The organism is Rhizobium sp. R634, from assembly GCF_002211305.1.
Taxonomy (GTDB): domain Bacteria; phylum Pseudomonadota; class Alphaproteobacteria; order Rhizobiales; family Rhizobiaceae; genus Rhizobium.
Window position 1 is genome coordinate 70,576 of sequence record NZ_LOKW01000004.1, and the last position, 14,937, is coordinate 85,512.

Annotated in this window: 20 protein-coding genes; 8 read left to right on the top strand and 12 right to left on the bottom strand. The window is 61.0% G+C overall.

Annotated features, from left to right (window positions below):
• Positions 1-4 precede the first annotated feature (4 nt).
• Together ATY77_RS07325 and ATY77_RS07330 are read left to right on the top strand one after the other, a co-directional pair.
• Positions 5-919, top strand: a complete 915-nt coding sequence (locus ATY77_RS07325) for an SMP-30/gluconolactonase/LRE family protein (RefSeq protein WP_088678120.1) — start codon at positions 5-7, stop codon at positions 917-919.
• A 110-nt stretch (positions 920-1,029) separates the two neighbouring features.
• Positions 1,030-1,473 carry a pyridoxamine 5'-phosphate oxidase family protein gene (locus ATY77_RS07330; RefSeq protein WP_088686756.1) on the top strand — a complete coding sequence of 148 codons (444 nt, stop codon included), beginning with the start codon at positions 1,030-1,032 and terminating at the stop codon, positions 1,471-1,473.
• 1 nt (position 1,474) lies between these two features.
• On the opposite strand, the gene rbsK is transcribed toward ATY77_RS07330, so the two are convergent.
• The 6 genes from rbsK to ATY77_RS07360 all read right to left on the bottom strand — a co-directional run bounded on the left by rbsK (position 1,475) and on the right by ATY77_RS07360 (position 7,688).
• Positions 1,475-2,401: a ribokinase gene (gene rbsK / locus ATY77_RS07335; RefSeq protein WP_088686757.1), complete on the bottom strand. Its 927-nt coding sequence runs from the start codon at positions 2,399-2,401 to the stop codon at positions 1,475-1,477.
• Positions 2,398-2,859, bottom strand: coding sequence for an RbsD/FucU domain-containing protein (locus ATY77_RS07340; protein ID WP_088678117.1), 462 nt, complete (start codon positions 2,857-2,859; stop codon positions 2,398-2,400). The genes rbsK and ATY77_RS07340 overlap by 4 nt, the downstream gene beginning before the upstream one ends.
• A 44-nt stretch (positions 2,860-2,903) precedes the next feature.
• Positions 2,904-3,932: a LacI family DNA-binding transcriptional regulator gene (locus ATY77_RS07345; protein ID WP_088686758.1), complete on the bottom strand. Its 1,029-nt coding sequence runs from the start codon at positions 3,930-3,932 to the stop codon at positions 2,904-2,906.
• 17 nt (positions 3,933-3,949) lie between these two features.
• Positions 3,950-4,861, bottom strand: a complete 912-nt coding sequence (locus ATY77_RS07350; RefSeq protein ID WP_088686759.1) for a carbohydrate ABC transporter permease — start codon at positions 4,859-4,861, stop codon at positions 3,950-3,952.
• On the bottom strand, positions 4,861-5,979 hold the full coding sequence (locus tag ATY77_RS07355) for a sugar ABC transporter permease (protein WP_088686760.1): 1,119 nt from the start codon (positions 5,977-5,979) through the stop codon (positions 4,861-4,863). The genes ATY77_RS07350 and ATY77_RS07355 overlap by 1 nt, the downstream gene beginning before the upstream one ends.
• A 68-nt stretch (positions 5,980-6,047) precedes the next feature.
• Positions 6,048-7,688 (bottom strand): extracellular solute-binding protein, encoded by a 1,641-nt coding sequence (locus tag ATY77_RS07360; protein WP_088678113.1) that lies wholly within the window; start codon positions 7,686-7,688, stop codon positions 6,048-6,050.
• A 329-nt stretch (positions 7,689-8,017) separates the two neighbouring features.
• Between ATY77_RS07360 and ugpC the strand changes: the two genes are divergently transcribed.
• Positions 8,018-9,097: a sn-glycerol-3-phosphate ABC transporter ATP-binding protein UgpC gene (ugpC, locus tag ATY77_RS07365; protein ID WP_088686761.1), complete on the top strand. Its 1,080-nt coding sequence runs from the start codon at positions 8,018-8,020 to the stop codon at positions 9,095-9,097.
• A 204-nt stretch (positions 9,098-9,301) separates the two neighbouring features.
• Entirely contained in the window at positions 9,302-9,559 is a 258-nt protein-coding gene (locus ATY77_RS07370; RefSeq protein WP_088686762.1) for a hypothetical protein, read from the top strand.
• Between the two features lie 81 nt (positions 9,560-9,640).
• On the opposite strand, the gene ATY77_RS32775 is transcribed toward ATY77_RS07370, so the two are convergent.
• Genes ATY77_RS32775 through ATY77_RS07375 form a run of 3 tightly spaced genes read right to left on the bottom strand, consistent with a single transcriptional unit; the run spans position 9,641 to position 10,226 of the window.
• Positions 9,641-9,814, bottom strand: coding sequence for a hypothetical protein (locus ATY77_RS32775; protein ID WP_190237596.1), 174 nt, complete (start codon positions 9,812-9,814; stop codon positions 9,641-9,643).
• Entirely contained in the window at positions 9,811-10,008 is a 198-nt protein-coding gene (locus ATY77_RS32400) for a hypothetical protein (RefSeq protein WP_141103913.1), read from the bottom strand. Before ATY77_RS32400 ends, ATY77_RS32775 begins: the two co-directional genes overlap by 4 nt.
• Positions 10,005-10,226, bottom strand: a complete 222-nt coding sequence (locus ATY77_RS07375) for a hypothetical protein (protein WP_088686763.1) — start codon at positions 10,224-10,226, stop codon at positions 10,005-10,007. Before ATY77_RS07375 ends, ATY77_RS32400 begins: the two co-directional genes overlap by 4 nt.
• Before the next feature lie 176 nt (positions 10,227-10,402).
• Here ATY77_RS07375 and ATY77_RS07380 point away from each other — a divergent pair, with 176 nt between their 5' ends.
• Both ATY77_RS07380 and ATY77_RS07385 read left to right on the top strand, forming a co-directional pair.
• Positions 10,403-11,209, top strand: a complete 807-nt coding sequence (locus ATY77_RS07380) for a nucleotidyltransferase family protein (protein WP_088686764.1) — start codon at positions 10,403-10,405, stop codon at positions 11,207-11,209.
• A 10-nt stretch (positions 11,210-11,219) separates the two neighbouring features.
• Entirely contained in the window at positions 11,220-11,942 is a 723-nt protein-coding gene (locus tag ATY77_RS07385; RefSeq protein ID WP_088678108.1) for a metallophosphoesterase, read from the top strand.
• A 14-nt stretch (positions 11,943-11,956) separates the two neighbouring features.
• Here ATY77_RS07385 and ATY77_RS07390 read toward each other — a convergent pair whose 3' ends face one another.
• Positions 11,957-12,163: a hypothetical protein gene (locus ATY77_RS07390; protein ID WP_088678107.1), complete on the bottom strand. Its 207-nt coding sequence runs from the start codon at positions 12,161-12,163 to the stop codon at positions 11,957-11,959.
• Between the two features lie 192 nt (positions 12,164-12,355).
• Between ATY77_RS07390 and ATY77_RS07395 the strand changes: the two genes are divergently transcribed.
• Together ATY77_RS07395 and ATY77_RS07400 are read left to right on the top strand one after the other, a co-directional pair.
• The gene (locus ATY77_RS07395; RefSeq protein WP_088686765.1) at positions 12,356-13,525 is read left to right on the top strand and encodes a zinc-dependent alcohol dehydrogenase; all 1,170 of its coding nucleotides are present in this window, start codon (positions 12,356-12,358) and stop codon (positions 13,523-13,525) included.
• Positions 13,526-13,537: 12 nt separating this feature from the next.
• Positions 13,538-14,338: an SDR family NAD(P)-dependent oxidoreductase gene (locus tag ATY77_RS07400; protein ID WP_088686766.1), complete on the top strand. Its 801-nt coding sequence runs from the start codon at positions 13,538-13,540 to the stop codon at positions 14,336-14,338.
• A gap of 30 nt (positions 14,339-14,368) precedes the next feature.
• Here ATY77_RS07400 and ATY77_RS07405 read toward each other — a convergent pair whose 3' ends face one another.
• Both ATY77_RS07405 and ATY77_RS07410 read right to left on the bottom strand, forming a co-directional pair.
• Positions 14,369-14,632 carry a hypothetical protein gene (locus tag ATY77_RS07405; RefSeq protein WP_088686904.1) on the bottom strand — a complete coding sequence of 88 codons (264 nt, stop codon included), beginning with the start codon at positions 14,630-14,632 and terminating at the stop codon, positions 14,369-14,371.
• 36 nt (positions 14,633-14,668) lie between these two features.
• Positions 14,669-14,911, bottom strand: coding sequence for a hypothetical protein (locus tag ATY77_RS07410; RefSeq protein ID WP_088678104.1), 243 nt, complete (start codon positions 14,909-14,911; stop codon positions 14,669-14,671).
• Between the last annotated feature and the right edge of the window lie 26 nt (positions 14,912-14,937).

A 14,937-nucleotide genomic window follows, 5' to 3' on the forward strand; every position in this document is an offset into this window, starting at 1 on the left:
CGAAATGGCCGAGGCCAGCATCTATGAAATCCACGACCCGCGCTTCCGGCAGTTGATCGTGACGAGCGCCGGCCTCGACGAACTCCATTCCGGCTGCCGCTGGGCGGAGGGCCCGGTCTGGTTCAACGATGCCAACCAGCTTCTGTGGAGCGACATTCCCAACCAGCGCATGCTGCGATGGGCGCCGGAGAGCGGCGTCTCCGTCTACCGGCAGCCCTCCAACTTCACCAACGGCCATACGCGAGACCGGCAAGGCCGGCTCATTTCCTGCGAACATGGCGGGCGGCGCGTCACGCGGACCGAGGTGGATGGCTCGATCACCGTGCTCGCCGACCATTTCAACGGCGCGCGGCTGAATTCGCCGAACGACGTGGTGGTGAAATCGGACGGCACGATCTGGTTCACCGATCCGACCTACGGCATCATGTCGAATTATGAAGGCTATCAGGCCGAGCCCGAGCAGGCGACCCGCAACGTCTATCGGCTCGATCCGGCGACCGGCGAGCTTACAGCCGTCGTCACGGATTTCATCCAGCCGAACGGGCTCGCCTTCTCGCCTGACGAGGCGATCCTCTACATTGCGGATTCGGCGGCCAGCCACGACGAAAGCCTGCCGCGTCACATCCGCGCCTTCGACGTCGTCGACGGCAGAAGGCTCGCGAACGGCCGTGTCTTCTGCCACATCGACAACGGCATTCCAGACGGCATCCGGACCGACGTCAATGGCAACCTCTGGTCCAGTGCCGGCGATGGCGTCCATTGCTTCGATCGAACGGGAAAGCTGATCGGCAAGATCCGCGTGCCGCAGACCGTCGCAAACCTCACCTTCGGCGGCCCCGGACGCAACCGCCTGTTCATCGCCGCGACACGCTCGCTCTATTCGGTATACGTCGCCACGACAGGCGCGCAAATACCCTGAGCCGGCGACAGCCGCATAAGGGACGGTCATCACGAACGATCCGGCGGCTCGGACGGGAACAAACTCCGAGCCTGCACGCTATCCCCACGTCCAAACGTGGGAGATGAAAAATGGCGTCCATGACACTCGAAGACCTCGCGTCGCAGCTGAAGAAGATCGACTTCTGCATGCTGACGACGAAGGCAGGATCCGGCCGTATCTCAAGTCGGCCGATGAGCAATAACGGCGACGTCGAGTACGATGGCGACTCCTGGTTCTTCTCCTACGAGGAAACCCGGAAGATTGCCGAGATCGAAAGCAACAAGGACGTATCGCTGACGTTCACGGCTCCGCCCAGCCTGCTTGGCAAGCCAGGCATCTTCATTGCGATCGAAGGCGTTGCATCGCTGGTGCGCGACAAAGCCGCCTTCGAAGAGCACTGGGTCGCCAATCTCGAGCGCTGGTTCCCTGAGGGGACCGACACGCCTGGTTTCGTGCTGATCAAGGTGTCGGCGTCCTCTATCCAATACTGGGACGGCGAAGTCACCCTCGCCGGTTCCAGCGCGCGGTCTTGAATCAAGAACGCAGCAAGGCGTCGATTTCGGACCGGGAAGGCATGGCGGGCGCGGTGCCCGGCCGTGTCACGGCAATTGCCGCCGTCGCGCAGCCGAAGCGGATGGCCTCGATCGGCGCACGTCCTTCGGAAATCGCCGTTGCGAAACCGCCGAGGAAAGCGTCCCCGGCTCCCGTCGTGTCGACGACATTGCCCGCGGATAAGGCCGGTACGAGCTCGCTCTGCCCGCCCGTGTGATAAAATGCGCCGCGTGCGCCGAGCGTAATGATCACCGCTCTCGCTCCGCGATCGACCAGCGTTTTGGCCGCCGCCCGTGCCTGTTCATCCGTTTCGATCGCATGTCCCACCAATTGGGCTGCCTCGACCTCGTTGGGAACGATGAAATCACACAAGCCATAGACGCTGTCCGGAATGGCCCGAGCAGGCGCGGGATTGAAGATCGTCGTGACCCCTGCCCTTTTCGCCATGGACAAGCCATGGATCGCCGCCTCCAGCGGCTGTTCGAGCTGCGTCATGAAAATGGCGGCGCGTTCGACCTCCGCCCGGTTCGCATCGATATCTTCGATGCCGATAAGGCCCGCAGCACCCGGAGCAACGATGATGGCGTTGTCGCCGCTCACTTCGTCGACGAAGATGAAGGCCGCGCCTGACGAAACGCCGTCCATCTTCATCACCCTGGCTTCGACGCCGGCCGCCGCATAGGCGGCAAGCGCCATCTCCCCGAACGGGTCGTTGCCGACCCGCGAAATGAAGCTCACCTTGCCGCCGGCCTTTGCCGCGGCAACCGCCTGGTTGGAGCCCTTGCCGCCCGGCCCCAGCGTGAAACCCGATCCCAGCAGCGTCTCGCCGATATGCGGCAGGCGCTTTGCCTTATAGGCGGTGTCGGCGGCAAAAATGCCGAGAATGACGATTCCGCTTTTCGCACTCATCTCAGAGCGTCCTCCGCCGGAATGACGCCCTTGGTCAGAAGGAAGCAGCCATAGAACCGCAGCTCGCCCGTGGCGATGACGCAATAAGCCTTCTTGGCGATATCGTAGAACGCCATGCGCTCGACGGGATACATGGGCGACGGCTTGCCTTCGGCGCGGTCGACGATGGCCTGCACTTCCTGCTGGATCGGCGGAATTTCATCCGGCTTGCCGATCACCTCCATGCGGCCCGCCGAAGGCTGGATCGGCGTGTCCAGCGGAAAGACGGACAGGATCGCGTCGATCGCCTGCGGTGCCGGAATGTTTTCCATGGTCAGGAGCCTGCCCAGACGCGTCTGACGGGCGATCGAATCCGATGGAAAATTCATGTCGGAGACGACGAGATAGTCTCCGTGTCCCATATTGCTGAGCGCTTGAAGAATGTCGCCGTTGAGTTCGGCCCTGATTCCCTTGAGCATTGATCCTTCCATCCCTTTCTGGCGGCCGCAGTGCCGGCCTTGCTTCAATTCCTGTGCCTTGGAGTATCCGGCTTGGGTTGCGGACATGGGCCGCTCGAACCACGCACGATCAGCGATCCGTCCACCATCTCGTCATCCGTGCTCGATGGCTCCTCGAGGAGAAGGCCGACCGCGCGCCGCGCCAGCATGTCGGCCGGCTGGCGTATTGTCGTCAGCCGCGGGACGACGAGATTGGCGAGCGAAATGTCGTCGAAACCCGTGACCGACAGCTTTCGCGGCACGTCGATCTTGAGATCGCGGGCCGTGCGCAGCGCCCCGATGGCCTGCTGGTCGCTCGCCGCCGCAATCGCCGTCGGCCGATCCTGTGGCGAGCGCGAAAGCAGGTCGCGGGCAATTCTCTCGCCGGATTCGTAATCGAATTTGCCGTAGGCGATTTCCAGTTCGACCGGCTCGCCTTTTTTGCCGAGCCGGCCGATACGACGGACGAAGCCTTCCTTGCGCATGCGCCCGGCCTCGGTGTCGGGCGGCCCGGCAATGTAGGCGATGTGACGATGGCCCAGCTCATAGAGATGGTCCGCAATCAGCGCGGCCGCCTGCGTATGGTTGGTCGACACCAGCGGAAAGGCGCCGAAGCGCCGGTCCAGCGATATGATCGGAACCGTTGTCTCCAGAGGAAGCCCCGGACCATCGCTCGAAGCCACCACGATGACGCCGCGCACCGACCGGTCGAGAAACGCCAGGACGTGGCTCTCCTCCGCCCCGCGATCGTCATGCGAGCTCGCCAGCATAAGGCTGTGCCCACGTTCGAGCGCCGCGCGCTCGACGCTTGCGGCAAGCTGCGAGAAGAACGGATTGGTGATGTCGGGAACGATGAGGCCGATCACATCGGTTCTGCTGGTGCGTAGCGCTCTTGCGGTCACGTTCGGCCGGTAACCGAGCGCGGAAATGGCCTCGTTGACCTTTTCGCGCAGCGCGGGTTTGACCGCGGCTTCGCCCGACAAAACGCGCGAAACCGTGCCCACGGATACACCGGCATATTCGGCGACATCCTTGACTGTGGGCATCCTTGGCATGTTCGAGCGTCCCGCGGCTATTTTACCGCTCCTGCCGTCATTCCCGCGATGATGTGCTTTTCCAGCACGACGCCGACGATAACAAGCGGAAGGATGCCGGCGGTGGAAAGGGCGGCCATCGACCACCAGTTGATGCCCTGGCTGCCAGTTTGGCTGGCGATCATCACCGGCAGCGTATTGGTGTTGGTCGAAGTCAGCAGCGCGGCGAAGAAATATTCGTTCCAGCAGAGGATCAGCGCCAGCAGGAACGCGGCAACCATGCCCGGCAGAACGAGCGGCACGATGATGCGGGCAAACGCCCCCCAGACCGACAACCCGTCGACCAGCGCAGCCTCCTCGAGCTCCACCGGCACAGTGGCGAACTGATCGCGCATGATCCAGACGACGATCGGCAGGACCATCAGCGTGTAGACGGCGATCATGCCCACATAGGTGTCCAGCAGCGCCAGCTCCTTGTAGAGAACCAGGAACGGCAGGGCGAGAACGACCGGCGGCATGATCAGCTGCGACAGGAAGAAGAATGAAATGTCCGAATTGCGCATATGGCCGAATTTATAGGAAAAGCGGCTGAGGCCATAGGCCGCGAGCGATCCGAGCACGACCGCAAGGGCGGATGCCGTGACCGAGATGATGACGCTGTTCCAGAGCCTGCGCATGAATTCGTCGCGCACCGTCGATATCTGGAAGGCCGTATCCGGGGATAGCCCGAGCGAGCGCCAGCCGAGCCAGCTGGGCGCAAAGTTGAACCAGGGGATCAGATTGCCGCGCATGACATCCGAGGCTGTCTTGAACGAGGTCGACACCGTCCAGAACAGCGGGAAGATGCAGACGAACGCCCAGATGACGAGCAGGCCGTAAACGACGAAACGCATGGCCCACCAGCGAATGCGTTGGCCGCGACCGTATTTTTCGAAATCGATTCGAACCATCAGAGCCTCCCCGTCATCCGCTTCACGATACGGTCGGAAATCTTCATCAGCCCGGTCATGCCGACGACGATAATTACCAGATAGACGAGCGCGAGCAGGGTTCCATAGCCGACATTCGAACGGTCGCGGTATTCGCGATAGATGAAGCTGGTGACGGAATCGGTCGCTCCGCCGGGACCGCCCGATGTCACCGTGATGATGATGTCGGCGAGCTTCAACTTGAAGATGATGCGGATCATCACCGCCGTCACCGACACCGGCAGCATCAGCGGGAAAATGACCTGCCAGAAGCGCTGCCACTTGGTGGCGCCGTCGACTTCGGCCGCCTCAAGCACCTCCCTGGGCAGGGCCTGCAGTCCGGCGAGCAGCATGATCATCATGAAGGGGATGAAGGTCCAGGCGTCCATGATCATGATCGAAAGCCGCGCCGTCAGCGGATCGCCGAAGAAGGAGGGATTTTCCCAGCCGAGCCAGCGGGCGAAGCGCGCGACCGGGCCGAAACGGGTCTCCATCATCGACTTGCCGACCATCCAGCTCACCGCGACCGGCGACAGCATCAAGGGCAACAGAAAGGTTACCCGCCAGAATTTGCGCGCAAGGATTTCCTGGTTGAGGAGCAGCGCCAGGCCGAAGGCGATCGCATATTCGATCGCGATCGCCAGGCAATAGAGGATCATGTTGAAGAGGGCGTTGGCATAGAAAGGATCGGCGATCATCCGGCGGACATTGTCGAGCCCGTTGAAGCGCCGGCCGGCCGAGGAGGCGAGGTTCCAATCGGAAAAGCCGATCCAGAGCGCAAAGAGCAGCGGAAACACCACCATCGACACGACGAAAAGCGCGGCCGGCAGGACAAAGAGCGCCTTCTTGCCGGCCTCGCCGTAAATGACGACGCGGGTGACGCACAGAACCGCAGCCCAGAAAAAATAGGCATAGAGAACCGGCCGCCAGTTCGCGAAACCCCAACCGGTCCAGCCCAGTTCATAAGCACCCTGCAATGCGAACGACGCTATGAACCACAGGGCGCTCAGCCACAGAGCCGCGCGGCCCCAGAAGCGGCGGCCCGCGGAAATAGAGCCGGCTTCGACTGTGTGAAGCAGGTCGCCTTCGACTGTCGACATGATATTCCTCGCCCGGACAGAATGGGCGCTGGCGAAATCGCTTCCGCCAGCGCGTTTTGGTCAACCGGTCAGAGCCCGAGGCTCGCCCGGTAAAGTTTCAGCTGGCTGTCGCGGCCGATCTGGTCGGTGATCTTCTCCCAGGCGGCCGCAATCGCATCCGCGGTCTCCTGCGCCGATTTGTACTGCCCGGCAAAGCCCTTTGCCAGCTCGTCCTCAGCCACGGAGTAATACTGGAAGATGCCCGGGATACGCGGTTCGATCGCAGCATTCGGGTGGTTGTAGCTGTCGGCGTTCGAACCCAGATAATCCTCGATATAGGCACGGTCGTAACCTGCCTTTTCCCATTCGTCATAGTTGAAGTTGGACTGACGGTAGGGCTGGAAGCCGGAGGGATAGGCCGAGGTCCAGAGCGACAGATCCTTGCCGCCGAGATGGGCGGCGGCGGACCAGGCCGCCTTGCGTTTCTTCTCGTCGCCGGAGACCTGCTTGGTGACGTAGATGCCCCAGCCGAGATAGGCCATGTTGGGCGCTTCGTTGTACTTGTCTTCCCATTGCCCGGTCTTGCGGTTGTAGACGCGGTCGGAGCCACGGTTGATGCCGAAGCCGACCACATCGCCAACGACCGACGTGTCCGAGGTGCGCGCGCCGGAGCCGACGTCGCCCCACCACATCAGCATTGCGCCGGTGCCGGCCAGGAACTGCGAGAAGGCGGTCGTGCCGGGGTCGGCGTTGATCTGGTCGGCCGGATAGGCCTTGGCCGCGATCAGATCGAGCACGTCCTGGATCGCCTGGACCCATGCGGGGTTGTTGACCAGCGGCTTCATGTTTTCGGGATCGAACAGCCAGGCCGGGTCGCCCGGATATTTGGCATAGGCGGTCGCACGGTTCTCGATGAAATAGAAGCCGAAACCGCCCCAGCCCTTCAGCGGATCGAGATAACCATAGGCCGGCTGGCCGGTCAGCGGATCGGTCTTGCCGATCAGCGCCTTGGACGCCGCGTTGACCTCCTGCCAGGTCTTCGGCGGCTCGGCCATGCCGCTGATAGAGCCCTCGCCGAAGTAGTCCTTGCGGTAGGCGAAGGTGTGGCAGTCGCCGTCGATCGTGACGCGATAGGTCTTGCCATCCCAGGTGCCGACCGGCGGCTTGAGGTAGCTTACCAGGTCGTCGGCTTCGATCTGCTTTGCCGCCCAGTCCGGCATCTCGTCGAGAAGCCCGCGTCCAGCGGTGTCGCCTTCGAAGGGTGCGCCCATTTCCAGAATGTCGAAATCAACTGTGCCGGTTGCGATCGACTGCTGGAGGCGGGCGTTGTAGTCGGCCTGGGCGAGGTCGATCCAGTTGATCTTGGCGCCGGTATAGGCCTCCCACGGCTTCAGGAAGCCACGGAACAGGAAGTTGTGGAGGTTCTGGTTGTTGAGCCCCATGAAGGTCAGCTCGACACCGGCAAATTCGCCCTCCTTGACATTGGCCTTGGTCGGGCCGAGGCAGAGTTCGCCGACCTTCTGCCAGTCTGCATCCGTCGGCGAGCCCTTGCCGACGCCTGGGATCTGGAGGATCTGGGCGCGCAGATCATCGGCCGCGAATGCCGTGCCGGGAATGCCGCCCATTGCGCCGGACAGGCCGAGCAGAGCCGCGGCACTCGCCGTTCCGCGCAGGACGTCGCGGCGACTGGCCTGACGGCGCATCAATGCATCGTATATTTCGACTTTCATGTCTTCCTCCTCCACGTTTCGTTGCGCTACCGCCGGCCGACCCGGCCTGGCCCAGTCCCATTTAGGACTGGCCTGGGGCAGAACTATCTGGTAAGCAGAAAATGAAACGTTTCATATTCTGCTTGAAACCGCTCCTCCCGGTCTCGCCGCGGAGGATCAGACGGCTCGCTGAAAAAGTCAACAAGAAATGAAACGTTTCACGGAGGAGGTTTGACACGTGTTTCCAATCAGGCGCCGAGGGGCATCTGCCCGGCAGATGATTTGGAATACGCGGCAAGGCATGCACAACCCTGACGCGGTTCAGGGGCCGGAAAGCAAGTGGGAGGCACATGGCTGAGGTCAATATTTCAGGGGCGCGCAAGGCCTATGGCGCCATGGATGTTCTGCATGGCGTCAATATCGAAATTCGCGACGGCGAGTTCGTGGTGCTCGTCGGTCCGTCCGGTTGCGGCAAGTCGACCTTGTTGCGCATGGTCGCGGGGCTCGAAGGCATCACTGCCGGCAGCATTTCGATCGGCGGAAAGGTCGTCAACAATCTGCCGCCGAAGGACCGCGACATCGCGATGGTCTTCCAGAGCTATGCGCTCTATCCGCACAAGACCGTCGCCGAAAACATGGTCTTTGCGCTGCGCCTGCAGAAGCAGCCGGCCGACGTGATCAAGCAGCGACTGCAGGCGGCGGCCGAAACACTCGACCTCGTGCCCTATCTCGACCGATATCCGCGTCAGCTTTCGGGCGGCCAGCGTCAGCGCGTCGCGATGGGACGGGCCATCGTCCGGTCGCCGCAGGTGTTCCTGTTCGACGAGCCTCTCTCGAACCTCGATGCCAAGCTGCGCGTGCAGATGCGCAAGGAGATCAAGGAGCTGCACCAGCGGCTGAGAACCACGACCATCTATGTCACCCATGACCAGGTCGAAGCGATGACCATGGCCGACAAGATCGTGGTGATGCAGGGCGGCAAGGTCGAACAGATCGGCACGCCTCTGGAACTCTACGACCGCCCCGGCAATACCTTCGTCGCGACCTTCATCGGCTCGCCGTCGATGAATCTGCTGAAAGGCCGCTACAAGGCCGATGGCGCGATCTTCGTCACTGAGTCCGGCGACGAGATTGCGCTCGGCTTCACGCCGGAAGCCGCGGACGGACAGGCCGTGCTGCTGGGCGTGCGGCCCGAACATTTGTCGCTCGCCGACGCGGGTCTGAAAGCGACGGTCGCCGTCACCGAACCCACCGGCCACGAAACGATGGTGTTCCTGCGCTATGGCCCTGGCGAGCTTGTCGCGGTGTTTACGGAACGCCACGATTTTGATCCGGGTCGGGCCGTCACGATAGCCCCACGGCCGGAGAAGCTTCATCTCTTCGATGCGGCATCCGGCAAGACGTTGCGATCGCAGACGCCTCGCCCCTAGAACAGGATGATTTTAGGCCCGGTTGACCTAAAAATCTGAATCCTGTTCTAAATTAAAGAGTTAGAGCATGATGTCGTCCGAAAACCGCTCACACTTTTCGGCATCATGCTCCAGGCGGCGTGGGAACGAAAGCCGATCGATTTGGTTAGCCCTGGAAAAGCGGCTCCGTGAGAGCTGCAAGATCGCGCATCCAGGGAGCATGCTGTGAATGTTATCAGCTTTAATAGAAGTCGGAACGGTCATGACGATCCAGACGCGGCTTTCGTGACGACCGGCATCGACGGCCGCCAGCTTTACAGGTTTGCCCTGCAATACGAGATGGATGGCAAGACTTGGGCGACCGACATTTGGGCCTATTCGTCCGAGGATGCCGAAAAACGCGTCGCCGCCATGCGCGGATCGCTGACACTGTGCGGACAGCTCTACGCCGAAGTGGAAGCCGACGCTCCTCATCATACTTAGGCGCATTGCGGCGAGGGGTTGATGCCGCATGAACTGCCACGCCGGCGACAGGCGAATTACACGAAGCAGAATTGTCTGCTCTTACGAGCCTTTGATGAGGCCATAGAAGACGATCGTTCCGTAGAGTACGAATGCGACGACGGCAACGGTGCCGACCAGCATCAGCGCTATTCTGCCGGCATTGAGCCTGGTCCTTTTCCCCTCGGGGGACGACGATGGCCGCTGAATGGGGTCCTTTTCCGAATTCTCGCTCATCGTACCTGCTCCGTTGCCGGCGCCGGTGCTTTTTCATCAGGCTCGCCGGGATGGGTAATCAACATGAAAGCCAGGGCGAGAAGACAGGCAATGAGGAAAATCGTGATGACGAATATCAACATTCGTCGCGGCGGCTTCGAATTGTCGTGCCGCACTCCCGAGGCCACCGTCCTGTCTTTTCTGCTGTCGCTCACGGTGCGCCCCTCTGGGGAAGATCGGTCTGTTCGTCAAGTTCGTCCTTGAGATCGTCAAGGCGATCGCGCGACAGTGAACTCTTGATGCGTTGCGCTTCCTCATCCGTAACTTCAACCATTCTGCCGCTGTCGTCAGGAATACCGGGGCCGCTTTCGGCAATCGTCTCGTCCCTCGGCCTGTCGTTCATGCCGGTCGATATCTTCGCTTGCCTGTCCATCACATTCTCCAATTCAAATCGTAAGTCTGCGGACGCGGAATTGCGTCTCGTTGTCCGAACGAAGCGGCGGTAGCGAAGTTCCGATCCGGATTGACAGGTTTTGCCTCAAACCGAAGCTGTCCGGGAACATCAAGCCTCTCCACGTGTTGCTGTGCGTATCAACACAGGGACCGACGATGACCGCGAAAAATGCTGGCAAGGGTGACGACGATGACATGCTGATGAAAGTGAAGGCGGTTCCGCAACTGATCGATCCAGACGCAGAGCCGTTCGTGACCGAAGTGGTTCGCGAGCTTGCCGACTCCCACATCCCTTTCCTCGTTGCCGGCACCTATGCCGTCTGCGCCTATACGGGCATCTCGCGGCAGACCAAGGACTTCGACATTTTTTGCAAGGCGGGCGACTACGCACGCATCCTCGGACATTTCAAATCAAAGGGTTACGCCGTCGAAGTGGAAGACGAGCGCTGGCTTGGAAAGGTCTTGAAAGGCAATCATTTCTTCGACGTGATCTTTGCTTCTTCCAACGGGACCATGCCTGTCGGCGAGGACTGGTTCGAGGACGCGCGCAAGGTCGAAATGTGCAGCCATACAGTGAGGATCGTGAGCCCGACCGAACTGATTTGGTCGAAATGCTTCGTCCAGCTGCGGCACCGCTACGACGGCGCCGATATCGCCCATGTCATCCTCAAGGCGCATGATCAGATCGACTGGCGCAAGCTGCTCGCCTATCTCGAAGTTCATTGGGAAGTCCTCCTGATCCATCTCCTCAATTTCAGATGGATCTACCCGACCGAGCGCGACAAGATCCCGCAATGGCTGCTGGAGGAGCTTCTGGACCGGATCAAGGCGCAGCAGGAGCTGCCGCTTCCGCAGATGAAGATATGCCGCGGCCGGATGTATTCGCGCGTCGATTTCGAAATCGATGTGAAGGAATGGGGCTTTGCCGATGTCGGCGGCGAAGGTGAGCTACGAGGAGATTAGGAGAAGCGTAATGGACGATCAGCGAAAAAGCGTGCGAATCGCGGCGGTGGCCGACCTTCACGTGACGGAGGACGGCGCAAAATCCTACAAGGATCTTTTCGCCGAAATTTCTTCAGTGGCCGACGTTCTTGTCATCGCCGGCGATCTGACCGATCTCGGCAAGCCGAAGGAAGCCGAACTGCTCGCAAGCGACCTGCGCCATTGCACCGTGCCGACGGTCGCGGTCCTCGGCAATCACGATCACGAAAGCGGGCATGTCGACGAAGTCTGCAAGATCCTCACGGATGTCGGGGTCAAGCTGCTGAATGGCCAGGCGGCCGAGGTCGCCGGCGTCGGCTTCGTCGGAGTCAAGGGTTTTGCCGGCGGCTTCGGCCGCCATATGCTGGGTTCGTTCGGTGAGGCGGCGATCAAGGCGATGGTTGCCGAAAGCGTCGAGGAATCGATGCGGCTCGAAAATGCGATGCGGCAGGTCCGCGCCGACCGCTCGCTCGTCGTACTGCACTACGCACCGATCGCCGAAACCGTGGCAGGCGAACCTCTGGAGATCTATCCGTTTCTCGGCTCTTCACGGTTGGCTGAAACCATCGACCGTTTTCGGGTGGATGCGGTAGTGCACGGCCACGCCCATCGCGGCTCCTATGAGGGTCGCACGCCAGGCGGCGCGCCCGTCTATAATGTGGCTGCGCATATCGAAAAACCGACCGGCAAACCCTATGCGCTGATCGAACTCTGAATGATCCTGCCTCGTTACTTGTTGGTGCGGCCGCGATGTCGCGGATCGACGCCGCCCTGGGGTGTCGTATCGTTGGCGGTATCGCCTTCGACCGTATTGTCGGCTTGAAGAGCTTCGTCATCTGGCGGCGAGACGATGCCGCGCGAGCGACCGATGCCTGGATCGTCGGTGTTGTCCTTATCAGTCGGCTTCGTGGATTTGGCATGTTTGGGCGAGGTCATGGCGCCCTCCTTCTCATGATGTGCGTTGCTGTCGTTGCCCGGCTTGCTCAGGAAGGAACTTGCCGCACCACCCTTGGTTCCCCTGATCCACGCAGCGTTTGAACCTCCCCAAGCCGAAAGCTTCATTGACGGGAACATTTCGCAAAAGTTGAGGTTGGAGCGCCATCGAAGGATCGGCCGAGGAGAAACACCGTGAGAGCTCTCACATGGCACGGCAAACATGATATCCGCTGCGACAGCGTTCCCGATCCCAAAATCGAAGAGGGACGCGACGCCATTATCAGGGTCACCGCCTGCGCGATCTGCGGATCGGATCTGCATCTCTACGACGGCGTCATGCCTGATATGCACAGCGGCGACGTCATGGGCCATGAGACCATGGGCGAGGTGGTGGAAGTCGGCAAGGACAATACAAAGCTCAAGGTCGGCGATCGTGTCGTGGTGCCCTTCACCATTTCCTGCGGGGAATGTTTCTTCTGCAAGCGCGGCTTCTATTCCGGCTGCGAACGATCCAATCCCGACCGATCGAAGGTGACGAAACTCTGGGGAAATTCGCCGGCCGGCCTTTTCGGCTACTCGCATCTGCTGGGCGGCTATGCCGGCGGACAGGCGGAATATCTGCGCGTGCCCTATGCCGATGTTGGGCCGGTCAAAGTGCCGGAAGGGCTTTCCGACGAGCAGGTACTGTTTCTCTCCGATATTTTCCCGACCGGCTACATGGCCGCAGACTTCTGCAATATCCAGCCTGGCGATACGATCGCGATCTGGGGCTGCGGTCCGGTCGGCCAGATGGCGATACGCTCGGCCTTCCTGCTCGGCGCCGAGCGGGTGATCGCCATCGACACCGTGCCCGAGCGATTGGCGCTGGCGCAAGCGGCCGGAGCCGTCACCCTCGATTTCCTGGACAAGGACATCTACGACGAAATCATGGCGTTGACCAATGGCCGCGGTGCGGATGCTTGCATCGACGCCGTGGGAACAGAGGCCGAGGCGGCCGCCAGTTGGGATTCCCGCCTCGACCGCATCAAGGTCGCATTGTTCATGGGCACCGACCGGCCGCATGTGCTGCGCCAGGCCATCCACTGCTGTCGCAACTTCGGCACGGTCTCGATCGTCGGTGTCTATGGCGGTTTTCTCGACAAGATCCCGATGGGGTCCGCAATTAATCGCGGCCTGACGTTCAAAATGGCGCAGACACCGGTCCAGCATTACCTGCCGATCCTCATGGACCGGATCCAGAAGGGCGAAATCGACCCTTCCTTCGTCATCACGCACCGCGGCACGCTGGAAGATGGTCCCGAGCTCTACAAGACCTTCCGGGATAAGCAGGACGGATGCGTCAAGGTCGTTCTGAAACCTTAAAGGAGAAACATCATGGCTGATCATGAATCAGATAAAGGCCTTGCCGTCGTCACCGGCGCATCGACCGGCATCGGCTATGAACTGGCAAAATGCGCGGCGCAAGATGGCTATGATCTCATCATTGTCGCCGACGAAGAGCGCATCAACCAGGCCGCAGCACATCTCAGGGAGTTCGGCACATCGGTCGATGCCGTCGAAGCCGATCTTTCGACGCTTGAAGGCGTCGACCGGCTCGTCGAGCGTATTGCCGCCGGCGGCCGCTCGGTCGATCTCCTGATGGCCAATGCCGGACGCGGCCTAGGCAAGGGCTTCCTCGACCAGAATTTCACCGAAGCACGCAAGGTCGTCGACACCAACATCACCGGAACGATCTATCTGATCCATAAAGTCGGCAACCAGATGCGCAGCCGCGGCGAAGGCCGCATCCTGCTGACGGGCTCGATCGCGGGTTTCATGCCCGGCTCTTACCAAGCCATCTATAACGGCACCAAGGCCTTCATCAACAGCTTTTCCTTTGCGTTGCGGGAGGAGCTGAAGGACTCCGGCGTCACGGTCAGCTGCCTCATGCCGGGAGCGACAGAGACCGAGTTTTTCCGGCGCGCCGACCTTCTGGATACGTCGATCGGCCAAGCGAAGAAGGATGATGCCGGCGAAGTTGCGCGGATCGGCTACGACGCGATGATGGATGGTGAGGGCGACGTCGTCAGCGGCTGGAAGAACAAGCTGCAAGCGGCCGTCGCCAATGTCACGCCGGCGAGCGTGCTGGCCCATCAGCACGCCAATATGACAAAGCCGGGTTCAGGCGCCAAATAGCGGAGCCGGCGGCGGTGAGCCGCCGAACGTTCAGCCACGCTCAACGAATTTGTTGAAGCGGCTCGTCTTTCCGTCCTTGGTCTTGTCTTGGTACAGAAAGGCGAGCTTGCTTTCGTCGAAGATCTTGAAGAATTCCTCCCAGCCGATCTCGTCGAATTCCTCTTCCTTTTCGCCGAAATCGATGCGCAGGACACCGCCTTTGCCGCCGGCTCGGATGACCGCCGGCCTGCCCTTCCTTTCCTCCGCCCATGCACGGATCGCCTTATGGTCCGTTGTCGTCTCGGAACTGCTCATCGAAGCCTCCATTCATTTCGGTTCTATTTGCCGCAGTCAAAGAAGCGGCTGTCTCTGCTTCCAGTCGCGATAGGGCGCGAGCACCTGGCCGGGAAATCGCCGTTCGATTTCGCTCTCGGTCAAAGCGATCCGTGGAAGAATCTCGGCCGCTTCGTCCGGGGCGGCCTCGCTTGCTTTTTCCAGCTCGCTCATGGTCACGAACAACTCGTCCTCGGTCATCGCCTCCAGACGCGAGGCAAGATCTTCGACCGGTTCGGTGATGAGTGGATTTTCGGACATTGGCGCCTCTTCGCTCATGCCTGTCC